The organism is Pseudomonas thermotolerans DSM 14292 (assembly GCF_000364625.1).
Classification (GTDB): Bacteria; Pseudomonadota; Gammaproteobacteria; order Pseudomonadales; family Pseudomonadaceae; genus Aquipseudomonas; species Aquipseudomonas thermotolerans.
The window spans coordinates 116062-136109 of the sequence record NZ_KB822609.1; the positions used below are offsets into that span (position 1 = coordinate 116062).

Below are 20048 nucleotides of genomic sequence, written 5' to 3' on the forward strand. Positions count from 1 at the left end.
CACTTGCATCTCGAGTCTGGCACCTGCCTCTGGAACAGGGTGGGGAGCGGCAGTGAGGTGCTGCTGGATGTCGATGGCGCCGAGCTGCAGCTGGAAACCCCCGCGGGAATGCGGCCCGCTGGCCGACTGCCAGCTGCGCGTGCACTTGGGTTCGGAACTGCGCCGCGAGCAGTTCCACCTGGTCGGGCATCGCGAAAGCGACGGCAGCCTGATCTACACCAACGCGGTGACGGTCGACCAGCTGGGTTGAGCGCAGCCGGGCCAGGCCCGGCTGCAGCCCTGCTTAGGCCTGGACCTGGAACACCTCGGCCAGGTGCCGGCGGTAGCGCTCGACGTCGCCCTCGATGTTCGGGCGCTTCATCACGTCGGTGCACAGGAAGGTGGGCAGCGCCTGCATGCCGAGGAACTGATTGGCCTTGTGGAAGGGGAAGTAGACCGCGTCCACGCCCTTGCCCTCGAAGAAGTCCTCGGGGTCGTCGAAGGCCTGCTGCGGCGCGTTCCAGGTGACCGAGAGCATGTAGCGCTTGCCGTGGACCAGACCGCCGCTGCCATACTTCTGCGAGGCGTCCGAGCGGGTGCGGCCGTCATTGGCGTACAGACTGCCGTGGCCGGCGGTGAACACCTCGTCCAGGTACTTCTTCATCGTCCAGGGCGCGCCCATCCACCAGCCGGGCATCTGGTAGATCACCACGTCGGCCCAGAGGATCTTCTGTACTTCCTCGGCGATGTCGTAGCCGTCCTCGATCACCGTGGTTTTCAGGTCGAAGCCGGCACGATCCAGGAAGGCCAGCGCGGTCTCGTGCAGGGTGGCGTTGTAGCGACCGTTGGAGTGGGCGAACTGCTTGCCGCCGTTGATGAGCAGGATCTTCTTCATGATGCCTCCACTAACGAAAAGTGGCGGCAGGCTACCGGCTCCGCGAAGGCGAAACCAGACGGCGGTGGGAAAATCATCCTTGACGGAAATGCACGAATCCGGGCCTGTCCCTGGCCCGGAGCGCTTCAGGCCTGGCCTGGCTGGGGCGCGGTCTGGGCCAGCCAGGCCTCGGCCTGTGCTTCCTGGCCCGGCTCGAAGGCGCGCAGCTGGATGCCCGGAAACAGCGCCCCCTCGATCTCGCTCAGCTTGCGCAGCCATTCCCGGTCGGCAAGCACCGCGATGCGCTCGAAGCGGCGCAGGAAGCGCAGCAGTTGGGGAATGCGCGCCAGCTCGACGCCCAGCGCGCCCAGAGTGGGGATTTCGAGGTTCTGGATGCGGTAGAGCATCCGTCCGTGCTCGATGCCCTCGGCCTTGCGGAACAGCTCGTCCAGGGCGATGCGCATCTGGATGCTGTCCAGCTTGCCGGTGAGGGTCACGTCGATGCGGTTGGCGCCCTTGTGGTTGACCTGGAACATGGTGGCTCCTGTGGGGAAAACGGCTCCTGGCCTTGCGGAAGGCTACCCGGCCTGCCTCTTCAGCATAGCCGGGGGAGCCTCTTGGCACGGGGCCTGGCAGGTCATTTCACGGCATCGAGTCGCTTGTCGGTGAACACGCACAGCACGCCGGCGCGGTTATGCATCACCTGATGATTGAAGTCGCAGTAGGCGGCCGCCACGCTCAGGGCGGTCTGTTCGGTGATCTGCTGGTTGCCGTCCGGGCGGAACCAGGCCATCTGCCCGGGCTTGCAGCGCTCGGCCTGGGGATCGGTGTTGTAGATGCACAGGCTGCTCTCCACCCGCTCGGTTTCCTCGTCGGTGCAGGCGGAGAGGGTGACGACGGCAGCGCTCAGCAGAAGCAGGCGGGAAAGGGTGCGCATGGCGAGGATCCTGTTTATCCGGGAATGTGCGGATTAGTGCCGGCGCTGCCGGAAAGGTTCCGCGGCCGGGTTGTTCCTCCACCACCTGCGCGAGGGCGAAAATGGGCAGCAATGCGCATATCATGGCCCCATTCCACCGGAAGGAGACTTGCATGCGCACTCTGCCATTCGCTCTGGGGATCGTCATGCTGGCGCTGGGGCTGCCGTTCGCCAGCGGCGCCCGGGCGGCCGACGAAGCCCAGTTGGTCGCCTCGATCAACGCCTACCGCAGCCAGGTGCAGCCGTGCGGTAAGGAGTCCTCCGAGCCCCTGCCGCCGCTGGCCATCGAGCCGCGCCTGGCCCTGCCGGCCGGCGACCAGGACTGGCGGCCGGCGCTGGAGCGTTCCGGCTATCCCATGGTCAGCGTCAGTGCCATCAGCCTGTCCGGCCCCAAGGATGCCACTGCGGCCATGACCGCGCTGCAGGAAAGCTTCTGCGAGGTGCTGCTGGATCCGCAGTTCGTCGACGTCGGAGTGAGTCGCGTCGGCAACTACTGGCGCATCGTCCTCGCCCGTCCGCTGCTGGAAGGCCGTCTGGGCGACTGGCAGACGGAAGGGCAGCGGCTGCTGGAACTGATCAACGACGCCCGCGGCCAGGCCCGTCAGTGCGGCGCGCAGTCCTTCGGTCCGGCCGCGCCGCTGGCCTGGAACGCCGAGCTGGGCAGCACCGCTGAGGAGCACAGCCGGGCGATGGCCAACGGCAACTTCTTCTCCCACCGCAGCCGCGACGGCCGCACCCCCAGCGACCGCGCGGAACTGGCCGGCTACTCGGGCCAACTGATCGGCGAGAACATCGCCGCCGGCCTGGATACCGCACGCAAGGTGCTGGACGGCTGGCTGGCCAGCCCCAGCCACTGCGCCAACCTGATGAATCCGCAGTTCGCCGACCTGGGCGCCGCCTATGCGGTGGACCCGAAGAGCGATGCGGGCATCTACTGGACCGTGGTGTTCGGCGCGCCCTGAGGAGCGGTCCTCACGGCGGCTGGCACGGTTCCGGCGTCGGCCGGGAGCGGCTCAGTGGCCGTAGCCGGTCGGCTTGTGGCGGATGGTCTTCAGCAGGTCTTCCGGGCTGATCTCCCCGACGATCCGACTGGCGGCGCTGCCGGGTGGCGGCAGGTCGAGGATGTGCTTCTTGATCCTGCCGATCACGTGCATCTCGCAGGGCTTGCAGTCGAACTTCAGGGTCAGTACCTCGTCGCCATGCACCAGCTGCATGGGTGCCACCTTGGTGCGTACCCCGGTGACTCCCTTGGCCTGCTTCGGACAGAGGTTGAAGGAGAAGCGCAGGCAGTGCTTGGTGATCATCACCGGCACCTCGCCGGTCTCCTCGTGGGCCTCGTAGGCGGCGTCGATCAGCTGCACGCCGTGACGGTGGTAGAAGTCGCGGGCCTTCTGGTTGTAGACGTTGGCGAGGAACGACAGGTGCGCCTCCGGGTAGACCGGCGGCGGATCGCTCTCCGGCTTGCGACTGCCGCGCGGGTGGACGGCGACGCGGGCGGCGGTCAGCGCCTCCACTGCCTCGCGGCGCAGCGCCTTGATCTGCGAATTGGGGATGAACCAGACCTGCGGGGCATCCACCTCGATGTGCTCGGCATGGTAGATGGTGGTGCCCAGTTGGCTGAGCAGGTCGCGCAGCTGTTCGAGGGCCTGTTCCGGCTTGTTGGCCGGGCCGAAGCTGCCGTTCAGGCCGACGCTGACGCTCACCCCTTCCTCGCTGGTGGCGGTCAGCTCCAGGCGATCCTCGCGCAGGCGGGCCAGCCAGGACAGGCCGATGCGCCGCTCGGCGGAGGTCTTCAGCAGGGCCTGCTGCCAGTTGTGGTCGAGGTTGCGATTCAGCGGGTGACCGGGACGCAGGCGCAGTAGCGCCTCGGGCAGCTCGTTGGGCTCGATGCGGTAGCGCCAGCGCTGCTCGCCGTCCTCCTCGAACTCGCCGAGCAGCTGGGCGACGTTGGCGCGGAAGCCCACCACCTCGCGCTTGACCAGCACGTTGAGGCCGTCGCCGTTGGACAGCGGAGTGTGGGTGGCGACGGTCAGATCGCGCTTGCCGACCTGCTCCAGCACGCCTACCGGCAGCCCGGTGAAGGTCGGCGAGTCGAAGGCGCCGATGTCCTGCTTGCGCTCGTTGACGAAGTAGTCGGTGCTACCGCGGTGGAAGGTCTTGTCCGGATCGGGCACGAAGAAGTGCTCGGTGCGGCCGCTGGAGGCGCGCGCCAGCTCCGGGCGCTCCTCGAGGATCTCGTCGAGACGCTGGCGGTAGTAGGCGGTGATGTTCTTCACGTAGCCCATGTCCTTGTAGCGGCCCTCGATCTTGAAGGAACGCACGCCGGCGTCGATCAGCGCGCGCAGGTTGGCGCTCTGGTTGTTGTCCTTCATCGACAGCAGGTGCTTCTCGTAGGCCACCACGCGGCCCTGGTCGTCCTTCAGGGTGTAGGGCAGGCGGCAGGCCTGGGAGCAGTCGCCGCGGTTGGCGCTGCGCCCGGTCTGCGCGTGGGAGATGTAGCACTGGCCGGAGAAGGCCACGCAGAGTGCGCCGTGGATGAAGAACTCGATGGCTGCGTCGGTGGCATCGGCGATGGCGCGGATCTGCTTGAGGTTCAGCTCGCGGGCCAGCACCAGCTGGGAGAAGCCGGCCTGGTCGAGGAATTTCGCCCGCTCCAGGGTGCGGATGTCGCACTGGGTGCTGGCGTGCAGCTCGATCGGCGGGATGTCCAGCTCGAGGATGCCCATGTCCTGGACGATCAGCGCGTCCACCCCGGCGTCGTACAACTGGTGGATCAGCTTGCGTGCCGGTTCCAGCTCGTCATCGTGAAGGATGGTGTTGAGAGTAGTGAACACCCGGGCGTGGTAGCGATGGGCGAACTCCACCAGCGCGGCGATCTCGCTCACCTCGTTGCAGGCATTGTGCCTCGCCCCGAAGCTCGGCCCGCCGATGTACACGGCATCGGCGCCATGTAGGATGGCCTCCCGGGCGATGCCCACGTCACGGGCAGGGCTGAGCAGTTCCAGGTGGTGCTTGGGCAGGGACATGGCGCGTTCTTCTTCATCAGGCGTGGCAGGGCAAGGCGCGCATTGTAGCCGGCAAGCGGGAGGGTGGCATCAGCAGGCGCCGAAGGGATGTCCGCAGGCCGGCCTGGTGAAGACTCACGGTTTGCGGGGCGGCATCGATTGCGCTTCGCGAGGAGCTGCTCGATCAACGGAAATGACAGCTATCTCAGCCTAGCCCCGCCCGATGGAGCCCCACTTTCCGTATCCTCGTCGGAAGACCGCTGCCGGCGGCGGTCAGCCTCAGGTTTCCAGCGACTTGGGCCAGTCTCGCATGTCCTGTGTGCTCCGGTCGCACCAGGAACGGCCCCGTCGGGTGGGCGGAACATCCCCGCGTTCCAGGCATTCTCCATTTCCTTGCCTCCCTGGAGGACTTCGCCGCCTTCTTCGGCCCGCAGGGGCGGCTGCAGCAGTTCCGTGACCAGTACCTGAAGCTGTTCTTCGAGGACAACCTGGATGCGCTCTATTCCGAGCGGCGTGGCGGCTATCTGGTGCGCACCGACGTGCTTGCCCAGCTGGAGACGGCCAACCGCATCCGCGATGCCTTCTTCAACAGTCGCGGCGCTCTGGGCGTGCAGTTCACCGTCGAGCCCCTGGGGCTGACCGCGAACCGGCGCAGCAGCGTGCTGGGCGTGGAAGGCCAGTTGGTGCCCTATAGTCACGGCCCGAGCAGCAGCGTGGGACTGATCTGGCCGAACAGCCTAGGCGAGGGCGGAGAAAGCCGGGTCACCCTGATCAATGGTGGTGGCAACAGCAGCACCATCAGCTACCGGGGCCCCTGGTCGCTGTTCCGTCTGCTCAGCCAGGCGCGCCTCAACGGCTCGGCGGCCAACAGCGTGGACCTGAGTTTCAGCGCTGGAGACGGTGCCATGCGTTACCGGATCACTGCGGAGAAGGCAGCCAACCCCTTCACCCAGCGGCCGTTCACTGGCTTCGTGCTGCCGCGGACCCTGCTGCAGGACGCACCCGGTCGGTTGGTCGGGCAGACGCCGAAGCCGGGCGGTGTCTGAGCCGATCCAGCGCCGAAGCCCAAACGCAAAAAGGCCACTCAAATGAGTGGCCTTCGATGTTTGGTTGCGGGAGCTGGATTTGAACCAACGACCTTCGGGTTATGAGCCCGACGAGCTACCAGACTGCTCCATCCCGCGTCTGTGGGGCGGCATTCTACAGCTAAAGTTGTCTCTGTCAACCGTTTGGACAGAAAAAACTGGTTTTTCTTCAATTGTTTAGGCCTGGTGAGGAGGCTTTGCCCAGGTCCGGCAGCGGCCGGGACCGGGCAGCGCCCGGCAGGGAGTGGGCGCCGGCGGCTGGGTGTAAACTGCCGGGCCAGCCTGTTGTTGCGGATTTACCCGTGCGCAAGATCATCCACGTCGACGCGGACTGTTTCTACGCCGCCATCGAGATGCGCGACGATCCACGCCTGGCCCGACGCCCCATGGCGGTGGGCGGCGCGGCGGACCGCCGTGGGGTGATCGCCACCTGCAACTACGAGGCGCGGGCCTACGGGGTGCGTTCGGCGATGTCCTCGGCCCATGCCCTCAAGCTCTGTCCGGACCTGCTGATCGTGCGGCCGCGCATGGAGGTCTACCGCGAGGTGTCCCGGGAGATCCACGCCATCCTGCGCGATTACACCGAGCTGATCGAGCCGCTGTCCCTGGACGAGGCCTATCTGGACGTGACCGGCAGCCCGCATTTCGCCGGTAGCGCCACGCGTATCGCTCAGGACATCCGTCGGCGGGTAGCCGCGCAGCTGCACATCACGGTGTCCGCCGGGGTGGCGCCGAACAAGTTCCTGGCCAAGATCGCCAGCGACTGGCGCAAGCCCGACGGGCTGTTCGTCATCACCCCGGAGCAGGTGGACGAGTTCGTCGCTGCCCTGCCGGTGAGCAAATTGCACGGGGTGGGCAAGGTCACCGCCGACAAGCTGGCGCGCCTGGGCATCCGCACCTGTCTGGAGCTGCGCGACTGGGATCGCCTGGCTCTGGCCCGCGAGTTCGGCAGCTTCGGCGAGCGGTTGTGGAAACTGGCGCGTGGCATCGACGAGCGCCCGGTGCAGGTGGACAGCCGCCGCCAGTCGGTGAGCGTGGAGACCACCTACGACCAGGACCTGCCGGATCTGCCGGCCTGCCTGGCAAGGCTGCCGGAGCTCTACGAGCAGCTCGGCCGGCGCCTGGCGCGGCTGGACAGCAGCTACCGGGCGGACAAGCCGTTCGTGAAGGTCAAGTTCCACGACTTCACCCAGACCACCCTGGAGCAGGCTGGCGCCGCGCGGGATCTGGACAGCTACCGGCAACTGCTCGCCCAGGCCCATGCGCGAGGCGGCAAGCCGGTGCGCCTGTTGGGTATCGGCGTTCGGCTGATCGATCTGAAGGCGATGGGCGAACAGCTGGAGCTCTTCGAGAGTGAAAAGGCCGGGCTGTTGGACTGAGCGCGGCCTTCCTTGTTTGGGGCAGCGGCGGAGTCAGTCTTCCGGCCACAGGCGCATGGGCTTGCCCCGTTCCGGCCAGAGGCGCAGCTGGCCGGTTTCCGAGACGTCCCAGCGGTGGATCTGTCCGAGCAATTCGAAGAAACGCTGTTCCTGCTCCATCAGCGCCGGGCTGCACATCTTGCGAGTGCTGCCGACCTGGGCGAAGCGGAGGCTTTCGCCGTCCAACTGGTAGCCGGCGAACCAGTGGTTGCAGCCACCGTTGCCGTAGGCCCGGCCGTCGGCGCCGAGGGTGAGGCTCAGGTGGCTGCGGTCGATCAGCGGGCGGGCGCCCAGCCACTCCACTCGGTAGGCTCGGTCCTTCTCGAGGGTGACGCCGCTGCTGGCGCAGCCAGCGAGGACGGCCGCGGTCAGGCCGATGACGAGTGCGGGTTTCATGCAATCTCCTTTTGGCTTACTGGCATTTCGGGCACAGGTGGCGGCCCTCGCGACTTTGCCAGTGTAGTTCCTGAAGACGGGCCTCGGCCGCCGGCACCCGGGCGCTCTCGCCGAGGCTGGAGTCCACGGCGAACTCGAAGTCCAGCTGGCTGCCGCAGGCGTCGCAGTTGACCTGCCAGTTGAGGATCGCCAGCTCGCGGAAGCTCGGGCCGGCGGCGGTGGCCACCCATTGTCCCGGTGGGTTGATCAGCAGGCGCACCTTGTCGACGGTTAGGCGCATGGACAGCTCGCGGCTGCCCTTGAGGGTCACCAGCAGGGTGTCGCCGGCGCGGATGGCGCCGCCGTTGCCGGTTACCTGATAGCGGCCGGGCGTCAGGGCCCGGCATTCGATCAGGGTGTGTTCGGGGGTGAGCAGGGTGTAGCGGAAGTCATGTTCGGCCATGGTGGTGGGCTCGGGCGGTCGGCGAGGGGCGGCATTCTACTGCATGCGTCGGCTCAGGCGCTGACCTTGGCCTCGGCGGTCAGGCGCTCGATGGCGGCGTCCAGGTCGTCGAGGGCCTGTTCCGCGGCCGGATCGTTCTGCTTGAGCAGTGTTTCGCAGCGCTGGCAGGCGGCGCGCAGCTGGGGTACCCCGCAGTAGCGGGTGGCACCGTGCAGGCGGTGGATGCGCTCGATCAGCGTGGTGCGGTCACCGCTGGCTCGGGCCTGGTGGATCGCCTCGCGGTCGCCGGGCAGACTGGAAAGCAGCATGTTGAGCAGGTCCGCCGCCAGGTCCGCCTTGCCGGCGGCCAGGCGCAGCCCCTCTTCGGGGTCGAGGATGCCGAGGCTGAGCGGCGCCGGTTCCTGGGGGCGTTCGGCAGCCTGGCTGCGCAGCGCCAGACCGGTCCACTTGAGCACCACCTGGGCGAGCTGGCGCTCGGTGATCGGCTTGGTCAGGTAGTCGTCCATTCCGGTCTGCAACAGGGCGCGCTTCTCGTTGGCCAGGGCATGGGCGGTGAGGGCGATGATCGGCAGCGCAGCTTGGCCGTGGCTGCTTTCCCATTGGCGGATCGCCTCGGTGGTCTGGCGGCCGTCCATGCCGGGCATCTGCACGTCCATGAACACCAGGTCGAAGGCGTTCTGCTTGATCGCCTCCAGGGTGCTATGGCCGTTGTCCACGGCACTGACCTCGGCACCCATGTCCTCCAGGAGCGTCTTGATCAGCAGCAGGTTGGCCGGGTTGTCGTCGACGCAGAGCAGGCGCGGTGCGCGGCTGGCCGGCAGCGGCGCCGGCTCGCTGCGCTGCGGGCTCTGGCCGAACAGCTGGAGCAGGGCCTGTTGCACCTTGTTCGGGCAGGCTGGCTTGGCCAGCACCTGGCTGTTCGCCTCGGGTAGCAACTGCTGGTAGAGGGCCTGTTCGGTGGTCGGGCAGAGCACCAAGCAGTGGCAGCCGAGGCGCTCCAGTTCCCAGATGTGCTGACAGAGACGTTCCGGCGGCAGATCCTGGGCGCGCACGCCGAGCACTGCCAGGTCGAGCGGTGATTCCGCGTGGTGCTGGCCGGAGACGGCTTCCAGCAGGGCGTCCAGGTTGCTGAAGTGCTGCACTTGCAGGCCGAGGTCCTCAAGCTGGTGCTGCAGGGTCTGGCGGGCCAGCTCATGGGGTTCCAGCAGGGCGGCACGGTGGCCCTGCAGGGCACTGCGCGGCAGGGCCTCGCCGACCTCCCGGGCCTTCGGCAGGCTGAGGCTGATCCAGAACTCGGAGCCTTCGCCCGGGGTGCTGGTGACGCCGATCTCGCCGCCCATCTGCTCGACCAGGCGCTTGGATATCACCAGTCCCAGCCCGGTGCCGCCGGTTTGGCGGGTCAGCGAGTTGTCGGCCTGACTGAAGGCCTGGAACAGGTTGCGCAGCTCATCCTCGGCCAGGCCGATGCCGGTGTCCTGCACGCTGATGCGCAGCTGCGCTCGGTCGTCGGTCTCGTCCTCGAGCATGGTGCGTACGGCGATGGTGCCGCTGTGGGTGAACTTGATAGCGTTGCTGATCAAGTTGGTGAGGATCTGCTTGAGGCGCTGCGGGTCGCCGATCAGCGACAGGGGAGTGTCGCGGTAGATCAGGCTGACCAGTTCCAGCTGCTTGGAGTGGGCGGCCGGGGCCTGCAGGGTGATGGCCTCCTGGATGAGGTCGCGGAGGTTGAAAGGGATGCTTTCCAGTACCAGCTTGCCGGCCTCGATCTTCGAGAAGTCGAGCACCTCGTTGATGATGCCCAGCAGGCCGTCGGCGGACTTCTCGATGGTGTTCAGGTAGTCCTGCTGGCGGGGCGTCAGTTCGCTCTTCTGGAGCAGGCGGGTGAAGCCGAGGATGCCGTTGAGCGGAGTGCGGATCTCGTGGCTCATGTTGGCGAGGAATTCCGACTTGATGCGGCTCGCCTCCAGTGCCTCGCGGCGCGCAAAGTCCAGCTCGATGTTCTGGATCTCGATGGTTTCGAGGTTCTGGCGGACATCCTCGGTGGCCTGTTCGATGCTGTGCTGCAGCTCTTCCTGGGCATTCTGCAGGGATTCGGCCATGCGATTGATGCCAGCGGCCAGCTCGTCCATCTCCTGGCTGCCGAGGGGCGGCAGGCGGGTCTCCAGGCGGCCTTCCTTGAGCAGCGCCACGCTGTGCTTGATCTGCTGCAGCGGTTCGCTGATCGAGCGGCTCAGGCGGATGGCCAGCAGCGCGGTGATCACCAGCCCGGTGAACACCAGCAGCAGGCTGGTCAGCAGGGTTCGGTAGCCGCGCAGCAGGGTGCCGTGGTGCGACAGTTCCAGCTCGACCCAGCCGAGCAGGAGGTCGCCACCATCCTCGGGCGCCGCGGTGTTGGCCAGGTGGCGATGATGCTCGAAGACCGGCAGCAGGAAGCGTGTGGCTTCGCTGTTGCTGCTCAGGGCCAAGTTGACGCCGTCGCTGTTCGGCTGCGGGCTGAGCATTTTCGGCCCGGCATTGGCCAGACGCGTGTATTCGTCATCCAGGAAGCTCACCGAGCGGACGTCCGCCTGTTCGAGGGTATGCTTGGCGATGCGTTCCAGCTGCGCCGCGTCGTGACGCGCCAGGGCGGGGGCGGCCAGCGGGGCGAGGTGTTCGGCGAGGCTCTGGCCGCGCTGCATCAGCTGGCCTTCCAGCTCCTGCAGCTGCACGGCGATGAAGTAGCTACCCAGTCCCAGCGCCATCAGAGTGGTGGGCATCAGGCCCAGCAGCAGAACCCGCCCCTTGAGGCCAATATCCTTGAACACGCTGTTCCTCCGCTCCGTTTTCGGCGCAGTTTAGCGAGAAGGCGGGTGGGAATCTGCCGGAGCTTTTGTCAGAATGCCGAAGATAAGAGAAATTCGCATTTCTGGCGGTGCTCCCATGCTTACCTCCCCTGCGGCTTCGCCCCGTATCCTGGCCATCGAGGACGATCCTCTGCTGGCTTCGCACCTGTGCGAGCACCTGCAACGCCGTGGTTTCGAGGTCACCCTCAAGCAATCGGGGGAGGAGGGGCTGGAGCTGGCCGGCAGCGAGGACTTCGACCTCATCCTGATGGACATCCTGCTGCCCGGGCTCAATGGCCTGGAGGTGCTCGGCACCCTGCGTCGCGAGCGCAAGGTGCCGGTGATCCTGATGTCCGCGCTGGGCGCCGAGCAGGACCGTATCGCCGGCTTCAGTCAGGGGGCCGACGACTACCTGCCCAAGCCGTTCAGCATGAGCGAGATGGAGGTGCGCATCGATGCGGTGCTGCGCCGGGTGGCCTACGAGCGGGGTGAGAGTCGCTCTGCCGAGCGGCTGGATCCGCAGCTGGAGTGCGTGGAGAGCCGCAACGACGTGCGCATCGGCAACCAGTGGGTAGGTCTCACCCCCACCGAGTACCGCCTGCTGGAGACCCTGCTCAAGCATGCCGAGGAGGTGCTGACCAAGGCCTTCCTCTATCAGCACGTGCTGCACCGGCCCTACGCCCAGCATGACCGGGTGTTGGACATGCACATCAGCCATATCCGCCGCAAGTTGCAGGATGCCGGCTACAGTGCAGGACGGGTGGAGACGGTGTGGGGCAAGGGCTACGTGCTGACCCGGATGCTTTGAGAATGCCAGGGAGGCATTCCCTGCTGTGGCGTCTGGCCGGGTTGCTGGTGCTGTTCGGCCTGCTGATCGTCACCCTGCAGACCGATATCGGTCACAAGCTGATCGAGATGAATTCGCGGCTGCCCGCCGAGGCCAAGTCGACGCTTCGGGAGTTGGCCCGCGAAGCCGAGAGTGCCTGGCAGCAGCAGGGTCGGGAGGGCGTCGACGATTTTCTCCGTCGCCTGCGTGAGCGCGAGGACGTGTGGGCGGTGGTGGTGGACGAGCAGCGGCAGTCGCTGTCGTCCCGGGCGCTGGACGAGATGGAGCGGCGCCGTCTGGATTTCATCCGGCCGCTCGACGGGATGTTGGGCAATCCCCGGAAGTGGCCGGTCTTCTACGTGCCCTTCGGTAACGGCGAGGCGCGTCTGGTGCTGGAGCTGCCCAGGCGCTTGAATCCCCGCAAGCATCTACCGCTCTGGGAGGCCGTGCTGCAGTACGTGCTGCCGGTGTTCCTGGCCATCCTGCTCGGCTACCTGCTGTACCGCATGCTCATCGCCCCTTTGGCCATCCTGCGTCGCCAGGCCAGTGCGCTTAGTGCGGGGGACCTGGGGGCGCGGGTCGGCGAGCCGGTCTGTGCCCGCCGCGACGAGCTGGGCGAGTTGGGCCGGGCCTTCGACCACATGGCCGGGCGCCTGGAAAGCACGGTGGCTTTCCAGCGCCAGCTGCTGCGTGATTTGTCCCACGAGTTGCGCACGCCGCTCAGCCGCCTGCGCGTGGCCGGCGAGAACGAGACAGACATCGAGGCACTGCGCCAGCGTCTGGATCGCGAGCTGCAGACCATGGAGCGGCTGGTGGCCGATACCCTGGAGCTAGTCTGGCTGGACACCGAGCGTCCCCGGCTGCCGCTGGAACCGGTGGAAGTCGGCCGCCTGTGGGAGGTGCTGCGCGAGGATGCCTGCTTCGAGTCGGGCTGGTCGGAGGAGCGCCTGCCCTGCGATCTGGAGGACGACTGCCTGGTGCGCGGGCATCTCAACGGCTTGGCACAGGCGCTGGAGAACATCCTGCGCAACGCCATCCGCCATTCCCCCGAGGACGGGGTGGTGCGTCTGTCCGGCTGCCGTGACGGCCAGTACTGGCATCTGTGGATCGACGATCAGGGCCCCGGCGTCGACGATCAGGCTCTGGAGTCCATCTTCCAGCCCTTCACTCGCCTCAACGCCGCCCGCCCGGGCGGCGACGGCTTCGGTCTGGGGCTCTCTATCGCACGCAGTATGGTGCGTCTGCAGGGCGGCGAGCTGTGGGCGGAGAACCTCTCACCTGGCTTGCGAATGAACATTCGATTGCACGCTGTATGAGGCCGAGAGGCCGGGCAGTTGGCCTTTGCTCCTTGCCGGTCCAAGCATTCGGGAATAACCAGCAAACTTCATGAGATATGGGCCGGGCGGGTTTGCCGGTATCATATGGCGCCCTTGCGTCCGGATTGCGAACGAGATCATGTCCCAGCAGTACCCCACCATCGCCGACTGCGTCGGCAACACCCCGCTGGTTCGCCTGCAGCGCCTGCCCGGAGAAACCAGCAACACCATCCTGGTCAAGCTCGAGGGCAACAACCCGGCCGGCTCGGTGAAGGACCGTCCGGCGTTGTCGATGATCACCCGCGCCGAACAGCGCGGCGACATCAGGCCCGGCGATACCCTGATCGAGGCGACTTCGGGCAACACCGGCATCGCCCTGGCCATGGCGGCGGCCATCAAGGGCTACAAGATGATCCTGATCATGCCGGACAACATGACCGAGGAGCGCAAGGCGGCGATGACCGCCTACGGTGCCGAGCTGATCCTGGTGTCCCGCGAGGAGGGCATGGAAGGCGCCCGCGACCTGGCCGAGAGCCTGCAGCGCGGCGGCCGGGGCGTGGTCCTCGACCAGTTCGCCAACGGCGACAACCCCGTCGCCCATTACACCAGTACGGGCCCGGAAATCTGGCAGCAGACCGGCGGCACCATCACCCACTTCATCAGCTCCATGGGCACCACCGGGACCATCATGGGCTGCTCGCGCTACCTCAAGGAGCAGAACCCGAACATCCAGATCATTGGCCTGCAGCCCATGGAGGGCTCGTCCATCCCGGGCATCCGCCGCTGGCCGCAGGAATACCTGCCGAAGATATACGAGGCCGAACGCGTCGACCGCATCGTCGACATGCACCAGAGCGAAGCCGAGGAGGTGATGCGTCGCCTGGCCCGCGAGGAGGGTATCTTCTGCGGCGTGTCCTCTGGCGGCGCGGTGGCGGCGGCCCTGCGCCTGTCGCGCGAGGTGGAGAACGCGGTGATCGTGGCGATCATCTGCGATCGCGGCGACCGCTACCTGTCCACCGGCATCTATGACCTGCCCGACCAGCCATGACCAGGCGTAACGCCGGCCTGCGCTTCCAGCCCAGCGGTGGGCCCCGCGCGGGCAGCGTGCCGGTGGGCAAGAAGCAGCTGCTGCGCATCGAGCGGCTGGCCAGCGACGGCCGCGGCATCGCCTTCGAGGGCGGACGCACCTGGTTCGTCGCCGGCGCCCTGCCCGGCGAACACGTGGAGGCCCGGGTGCTGGGAGCGCGCAGCCAGGTGGTCGAGGCGTGCTGCGAGCGCATCCAGGACGCCGCGCCCAAGCGCCGCGAGCCGCCCTGCCGGTTCGCTGGCCGTTGCGGCGGTTGCTCGCTGCAGCACATGAACCATGCCGATCAACTGGCCCTCAAGCAGCGCACCCTGGCCGAACAGCTGGAGCGGCTGGCCGGCATCGCGCCGCGCCAGTGGGCCGAACCGCTGGTGGGGCCGGAATTCGCCTATCGCCGCCGGGCACGCATCGCGGTGCGCTGGGATGCAAGGCAGCGCCGGCTGGAGGTTGGCTTCCGCGCCGCGGCCAGCCAGGCCATCGTGGCCATCGACGACTGCTCGGTGCTGGTCGCACCCCTGCAACCCATTCTCAGGGCCCTGCCTGAGCTGCTGTGCAGCCTGCAGCGTCCGCAGGCCCTGGGTCACGTGGAACTGTTCAACGGCACCGCCAGCGCCGTGCTGGTCCGCCATGTCGCCCCCTTGGGCGGCGAGGACCTGGCCCGTCTGCAGGCCTTCTGCGCCCAACAGGGTGCGCAACTGTGGCTGCAGGGCGAGGGCGAACCCCGCCCGGCCAGCGAAGACCAGCAGCTCGGCTACCGGCTGGAGCGCTGGAACCTGGAGCTGGCTTACCGCCCCGGCGACTTCGTCCAGGTCAATGCGCCGGTCAACGAGGCCATGGTCGCCCAGGCGCTGGACTGGCTGGCAGTGCGCGATGACGAGCGGGTGCTCGACCTGTTCTGCGGCCTCGGCAACTTCGCCCTGCCGCTGGCCCGTCAGGCCCGCGAGGTGGTGGCGGTGGAGGGCGACGAGGCCATGACCCGCCGCGCCGCCGCCAACGCCACGGCCAACGGTTTGGCCAATGTGCACTTTTTCCGGGCCGACCTGTCGAATCCGCTTGTCGAGACGCCCTGGGCTGGCCGAGGATTCTCCGCAGTGCTGCTCGATCCGCCGCGTGATGGTGCCTGGCAGGTGGTCCGCCAGATCGGCACCCTGGGGGCGCGGCGGCTGCTGTACGTATCCTGCAATCCGGCCACCCTGGCGCGGGACAGCGCCGAGCTGGTCCGGCAGGGCTACCGGTTGGAACGTGCCGGAATCCTCGATATGTTTCCGCAGACGGCGCATGTCGAGGCGATGGCGTTATTCGAGGCGGACTAGGAGCGTGTACCTGGTCCGGTTCGTGCAATCCGATCAGCCCGCAGAAGGCTGGCGATAACCGACGCGGTTCATGGCGTCGTAGGAAGGTAAGAGATGGTACAGGTTAGGGCCCATCAGCCGATCAACTCCGACGGCAGTATCAACCTGGAGGCCTGGCTCGATCATGTGGTGAGCATCGACCCCGCCCTGGATCGGAACGCCCTGCGCGAGGCCTGCGAATTCGCCCGCGAGGCCGAGGAGAAGGCCATAGCCGCGCAGAACCTGTGGGCCGAAGGCACCTCCAGCTTCCAGACCGGGCTGGAGATCGCGGAAATCCTCGCCGACCTCAAGCTCGACCAGGAATCCCTGGTGGCCGCTGTGATCTACCGTGGCGTGCGCGAGGGCAAGGTGACTCTGGAGGTGGTCCAGCAGCGCTTCGGCAACGTGGTCGCCAAGCTGATCGAGGGCGTTCTGCGCATGGCGGCGATCAGCGCCTGCATCAACCCCCGCGAGTCCATGGTGCTCGGCTCCCAGGCACAGGTGGAGAACCTGCGCAAGATGCTGGTGGCCATGGTGGACGACGTGCGCGTGGCGCTGATCAAGCTGGCCGAGCGAACCTGCGCGATCCGCGCGGTGAAGAACGCCGACGAGGAGAAGCGCCACCGGGTGGCCCGCGAGGTGTTCGACATCTATGCGCCCCTGGCCCACCGTCTCGGCATCGGTCATATCAAATGGGAGCTGGAGGACCTGTCCTTCCGCTATCTCGAGCCCGAGCAGTACAAGAAGATCGCCAAGCTGCTGCACGAGCGGCGCCTGGACCGCGAGCGCTTCATCAGCGACGTGATGGCGCAGCTGAAGAGCGAGCTGGCCGCCGCCGGCATCCAGGCGGAAATCAGCGGGCGCGCCAAGCACATCTACTCGATCTGGCGGAAGATGCAGCGCAAGGGCCTGGACTTCAGCCAGATCTACGACGTGCGGGCGGTGCGCGTGCTGGTGCCCCAGGTGCGCGACTGCTACACCGCGCTGGGCATCGTCCACACTCTGTGGCGGCACATTCCGCGCGAGTTCGACGACTATATCGCCAACCCCAAGGAGAACGGCTACCGCTCGCTGCACACCGCGGTGATCGGCCCCGAGGGCAAGGTGCTCGAGGTGCAGATCCGTACCCACGAGATGCACGAGGAGGCCGAGCTGGGCGTCTGCGCGCACTGGCGCTACAAGGGCACCGACGTCAAGTCCGGCTCCAACCACTACGAGGAGAAGATCTCCTGGCTACGTCAGGTGATCGAGTGGCACGAGGAACTGGGCGACATCGGCGGTCTGGCCGAGCAGCTGCGGGTCGATATCGAGCACGACCGGGTCTACGTATTCACCCCGGACGGCCATGCCATCGACCTGCCCCGAGGCGCCACGCCGCTGGACTTCGCCTACCGGGTGCACACCGAGATCGGCCACAGCTGCCGCGGCGCCAAGGTCAACGGGCGCATCGTGCCGCTCAACTACACCCTGCAGACCGGCGAGCAGGTGGAGATCATCACCAGCAAGCAGGGCACGCCGAGCCGTGACTGGCTGAACAGCAACCTCGGCTACGTCACCACCTCGCGGGCCCGGGCGAAGATCGTCCATTGGTTCAAGATGCAGGCCCGCGACCAGAACGTCGCCGCCGGCCGCAGCATGCTGGAGCGCGAGCTGACCCGCCTGGCGCTGAACCATGTGGACTACGACCGGCTGGCCGAGAAGGCCAACCACAAGTCGGCCGACGACATGTTCGCCGCCCTCGGTGCCGGCGACCTGCGCCTGGCTCATCTGGTCAACTATGCCCAGCAGCTGGTTGAGCCAGAACGCGGCAACGAGCAGCTGGAACTGATCCCGCGGCGCGCCGCTCAGGCCCGTCCGGGCAGGCGCGGTGACGTGCAGATCCAGGGCGTCGGTAACCTGCTGACCCAGATGGCCGGCTGTTGCCAGCCGCTGCCCGGCGATCCGATCGTCGGCTACATCACCGTCGGTCGCGGCGTCAGCATCCACCGCCAGGACTGCGCGTCGGTGCTGCAGCTGGCGTCCCGCGAGCCGGAGCGGATCATCCAGGTCAGCTGGGGGCCGGAGCCGGTGCAGACCTACCCGGTGGACATTCTCATCCGCGCCTACGACCGCGCCGGTCTGCTGCGCGACGTCAGCCAGGTGCTGCTCAACGAGAAGATCAACGTTCTGGCGGTCAACACTCGCTCGGACAAGGAAGACAACACCGCGACCATGTCGCTGACCATCGAAATCCCCGGCCTGGACGCCCTCGGTCGGTTGCTCGGGCGCATCGCCCAGCTGCCGAACATCATCGAGGCGCGGCGCAACAAGGCCAACTAAGCGGCAGTCGCCAGGCGCGGGCCGGGAATCTTTCCGGCCCGCGCTGCGGCCTGCCGTCGCCAAGGACCACCCTATGTACAAGCTCGACGACCTGCTCTACCTGATGGCCCGCCTGCGCGACCCGCAGCATGGCTGTCCCTGGGACCTCAAGCAGAACTACGCCAGCATCGTTCCCTACACCCTCGAGGAGGCCTACGAGGTCGCCGACACCATCGAGCGCGGCGATTTCCAGCAACTGCCGGGCGAACTCGGCGACCTGCTGTTCCAGGTGGTCTACTACAGCCAGCTGGCTCGGGAGGAGGGGCGCTTCAACTTCGCGGACGTGGTCGATGGCATCACCCGCAAGCTGATCCGTCGCCATCCCCATGTGTTCGTCGACGGTGACCTGTATGGCGAGCCGGATCCGGCGCGCCTGGAGGAAGCGGCCATCAAGCAGCGCTGGGAGGAACTCAAGGCCGAGGAGCGCGCGGCCCGCGCCGCCGAGCCGGAGCAACTGTCGCTGCTCGACGACGTGCCCTCGGCGCTGCCGGCGCTGAGTCGCGCGGTGAAGCTGCAGAAGCGCGCCGCCCAGGTCGGCTTTGACTGGCCGGAAACCCTGCCGGTGTTCGACAAGGTGCGCGAGGAGCTCGACGAAGTGCTGGAGGCGATGAGCAAGGACGATCACCAGGCGATGACCGACGAGGTGGGCGACCTGCTGTTCGCCGTCACCAACCTGGCCCGCCACCTCAAGGTCGACCCGGAAGCCGCCCTGCGCGCCGCCAACGGCAAGTTCGAGCGACGCTTCCGCTACATCGAGCTCATGCTCCGTGAGCAGGGGCGCAGCCTGGAAGCCTGCACTCTGGAAGAGCTGGACAGCCTGTGGAACCGCGCCAAGCAGGAGGAGCAGGCGGGGCCTGCCTGCGGTTGAGACTGGCGTCCGCCCCCGGTCTAGGTGACGATCCAGCGGTACAGGAGCACCAGCAGCAGGATGGCGAGGACCGGTTTGAGCACCCGGTAGGCTCGGGGAAAACGCCGCTTGAAGCGCCTGACCTGGCTGCCGAGACGATCGCCGATGCGCTTGAATAGCCCGTAGGCCCGGTTGATCGCGCCGACCCGCTCCCCCTCGACGTTCTGCGGCGCCGTGGCGCGGCCGAGGACACCGCTCACCCAGCGGTTGAGCTGGCGCAGAGGTGTCGGCAGCGGGCGTTCCACGTCGCAGAACAGAATGATCCGTGTGGTGTCGGTTTCGTTCTTCACCCAGTGCACGTAGGTCTCGTCGAACATCACGTCCTCGCCGTCGCGCCAGGCATAGGGCTGGCCGTCCACGTAAATGCGGCAGGCGTCGGAGTTCGGCGTTGCCAGTCCCAGGTGGTAGCGCAGCGAGCCGGCGAAGGGGTCACGGTGTGGGTTGAGGTGGCTGCCGCCGGGCAGCAGGGTGAACATCGCGCCTCGCACGCTGGGGACCTGCTCCAGTAACGCCACGGTACGCGGGCAGAGCTGGCGCGCTGAGGGCAGCGGGCCGTCGTACCAGGTCAGGTAGAAGCGTTTCCACCCCTTCTTGAAGAAGGAGCCGAAACCCGCTTCGTTGTCGCCCAGGGCGGCTCGGATGTAGCCCTCGTCGAACAGGGACAGGGCCTCCTCGCGGATTACCTGCCAGTTGTCGCGCAGCAGGTCCAGTTCGGGAAAGTCGCGGCGTTCCAGGTAGGGGCGCGCCGGAGTGCTCGAGAACAGGTACATCAGCGAGTTGTAGGGGGTGAACAGCGCCGAGTAGTTGAACATCTGGCGCAGCAGGGGGAGGCGAGCTCGGCCGCGGAAGTGCACGAACAGTACGCTGAGGAGAAACAGGCAGGGTAGGCCCGCCTTGAACAGCAGAGGTACCGACATGGTGAGCATTCCGTCGCAAAAGTGGGGGAGCAGATGCGGATTCCACGCCATCCGGCCACCCAGTCCGCTCTCATCTGGCCAGGCATTCCACGGCCATCTGGCCACCTGTTCCACGGCCATCCGGCCGGGCAGTCGGAGCGCAGCGACGCAGGGGTTGCATTGTTAGTCTGAGGTGCCCGGTGTCGTCAATTTCTTCACCCGCTTTCTCATCGATTCGCCCTTGAGGTTGATCCGGTAGGCGTTGTGCACCAGGCGGTCGAGGATGGCGTCGGCCAGGGTTGGATCGCCGATCAGTTCGTGCCAGTTGTCCAC

General features: G+C 67.0%; 17 protein-coding genes, 1 tRNA gene and 2 pseudogenes. 10 read left to right on the forward strand and 10 right to left on the reverse strand.

Annotated elements, in window-relative coordinates:
* Window positions 1–54: 54 nt before the first annotated feature.
* Window positions 55–250, forward strand: a pseudogene (locus H165_RS18520) (hypothetical protein); the annotation flags it as partial.
* Window positions 251–283: 33 nt separating this feature from the next.
* Here H165_RS18520 and mdaB read toward each other — a convergent pair.
* The 3 genes from mdaB to H165_RS0110365 all read right to left on the reverse strand — a co-directional run bounded on the left by mdaB (window position 284) and on the right by H165_RS0110365 (window position 1790).
* Window positions 284–874 (reverse strand): NADPH:quinone oxidoreductase MdaB, encoded by a 591-nt coding sequence (gene mdaB, locus H165_RS0110355; RefSeq protein WP_017938866.1) that lies wholly within the window; start codon window positions 872–874, stop codon window positions 284–286.
* 125 nt (window positions 875–999) lie between these two features.
* Window positions 1000–1389 (reverse strand): SpoIIAA family protein, encoded by a 390-nt coding sequence (locus H165_RS0110360; protein WP_017938867.1) that lies wholly within the window; start codon window positions 1387–1389, stop codon window positions 1000–1002.
* A gap of 101 nt (window positions 1390–1490) precedes the next feature.
* Entirely contained in the window at window positions 1491–1790 is a 300-nt protein-coding gene (locus H165_RS0110365) for a hypothetical protein (RefSeq protein ID WP_017938868.1), read from the reverse strand.
* Window positions 1791–1942: 152 nt separating this feature from the next.
* Between H165_RS0110365 and H165_RS0110370 the strand changes: the two genes are divergently transcribed.
* Window positions 1943–2791: a CAP domain-containing protein gene (locus H165_RS0110370; protein ID WP_017938869.1), complete on the forward strand. Its 849-nt coding sequence runs from the start codon at window positions 1943–1945 to the stop codon at window positions 2789–2791.
* A gap of 51 nt (window positions 2792–2842) precedes the next feature.
* Here H165_RS0110370 and H165_RS0110375 read toward each other — a convergent pair whose 3' ends face one another.
* Window positions 2843–4855: a peptidase U32 family protein gene (locus H165_RS0110375; protein WP_017938870.1), complete on the reverse strand. Its 2013-nt coding sequence runs from the start codon at window positions 4853–4855 to the stop codon at window positions 2843–2845.
* A 374-nt stretch (window positions 4856–5229) separates the two neighbouring features.
* Here H165_RS0110375 and H165_RS0110380 point away from each other — a divergent pair.
* Window positions 5230–5880, forward strand: a pseudogene (locus H165_RS0110380) (type VI secretion IcmF C-terminal domain-containing protein); the annotation flags it as partial.
* Between the two features lie 61 nt (window positions 5881–5941).
* On the opposite strand, the gene H165_RS0110385 reads toward H165_RS0110380, so the two are convergent.
* A tRNA-Met gene (locus H165_RS0110385) sits at window positions 5942–6018 on the reverse strand.
* Between the two features lie 203 nt (window positions 6019–6221).
* Between H165_RS0110385 and dinB the strand changes: the two genes are divergently transcribed.
* Window positions 6222–7298, forward strand: coding sequence for a DNA polymerase IV (gene dinB, locus H165_RS0110390; protein WP_017938872.1), 1077 nt, complete (start codon window positions 6222–6224; stop codon window positions 7296–7298).
* Between the two features lie 33 nt (window positions 7299–7331).
* Here the strand turns inward: dinB and H165_RS0110395 are convergent, their stop codons facing one another.
* Genes H165_RS0110395 through H165_RS0110405 form a run of 3 tightly spaced genes read right to left on the reverse strand, consistent with a single transcriptional unit; the run spans window position 7332 to window position 10979 of the window.
* Entirely contained in the window at window positions 7332–7733 is a 402-nt protein-coding gene (locus tag H165_RS0110395) for an META domain-containing protein (protein WP_017938873.1), read from the reverse strand.
* A gap of 16 nt (window positions 7734–7749) precedes the next feature.
* Window positions 7750–8175 carry a hypothetical protein gene (locus tag H165_RS0110400; RefSeq protein WP_017938874.1) on the reverse strand — a complete coding sequence of 142 codons (426 nt, stop codon included), beginning with the start codon at window positions 8173–8175 and terminating at the stop codon, window positions 7750–7752.
* 53 nt (window positions 8176–8228) lie between these two features.
* Complete coding sequence (locus tag H165_RS0110405) at window positions 8229–10979, reverse strand: response regulator (protein WP_017938875.1); 2751 nt, start codon at window positions 10977–10979, stop codon at window positions 8229–8231.
* Window positions 10980–11094: 115 nt separating this feature from the next.
* On the opposite strand from H165_RS0110405, the gene H165_RS0110410 reads away from it, so the two are divergent.
* The 6 genes from H165_RS0110410 (at window position 11095) to mazG (ending at window position 18780) form a co-directional block, all read left to right on the forward strand.
* Window positions 11095–11805, forward strand: coding sequence for a response regulator transcription factor (locus tag H165_RS0110410; RefSeq protein WP_017938876.1), 711 nt, complete (start codon window positions 11095–11097; stop codon window positions 11803–11805).
* On the forward strand, window positions 11802–13139 hold the full coding sequence (locus H165_RS0110415) for a sensor histidine kinase (RefSeq protein ID WP_026146539.1): 1338 nt from the start codon (window positions 11802–11804) through the stop codon (window positions 13137–13139). Before H165_RS0110410 ends, H165_RS0110415 begins: the two co-directional genes overlap by 4 nt.
* 139 nt (window positions 13140–13278) lie before the next feature.
* On the forward strand, window positions 13279–14187 hold the full coding sequence (gene cysM / locus H165_RS0110420) for a cysteine synthase CysM (protein WP_017938878.1): 909 nt from the start codon (window positions 13279–13281) through the stop codon (window positions 14185–14187).
* Window positions 14184–15536, forward strand: coding sequence for a 23S rRNA (uracil(1939)-C(5))-methyltransferase RlmD (gene rlmD / locus H165_RS0110425; RefSeq protein ID WP_017938879.1), 1353 nt, complete (start codon window positions 14184–14186; stop codon window positions 15534–15536). Before cysM ends, rlmD begins: the two co-directional genes overlap by 4 nt.
* Before the next feature lie 93 nt (window positions 15537–15629).
* Window positions 15630–17873 carry a GTP diphosphokinase gene (gene relA, locus H165_RS0110430; RefSeq protein WP_017938880.1) on the forward strand — a complete coding sequence of 748 codons (2244 nt, stop codon included), beginning with the start codon at window positions 15630–15632 and terminating at the stop codon, window positions 17871–17873.
* 73 nt (window positions 17874–17946) lie between these two features.
* Window positions 17947–18780, forward strand: a complete 834-nt coding sequence (gene mazG / locus H165_RS0110435) for a nucleoside triphosphate pyrophosphohydrolase (RefSeq protein WP_017938881.1) — start codon at window positions 17947–17949, stop codon at window positions 18778–18780.
* A gap of 20 nt (window positions 18781–18800) precedes the next feature.
* Here the strand turns inward: mazG and H165_RS0110440 are convergent, their stop codons facing one another.
* Both H165_RS0110440 and H165_RS19175 read right to left on the reverse strand, forming a co-directional pair.
* Window positions 18801–19736, reverse strand: a complete 936-nt coding sequence (locus tag H165_RS0110440) for an aspartyl/asparaginyl beta-hydroxylase domain-containing protein (protein ID WP_026146540.1) — start codon at window positions 19734–19736, stop codon at window positions 18801–18803.
* A 162-nt stretch (window positions 19737–19898) separates the two neighbouring features.
* A partial coding sequence (locus H165_RS19175; protein ID WP_017938883.1) for an ATP-binding protein occupies window positions 19899–20048 on the reverse strand: 150 nt, incomplete at its 5' end.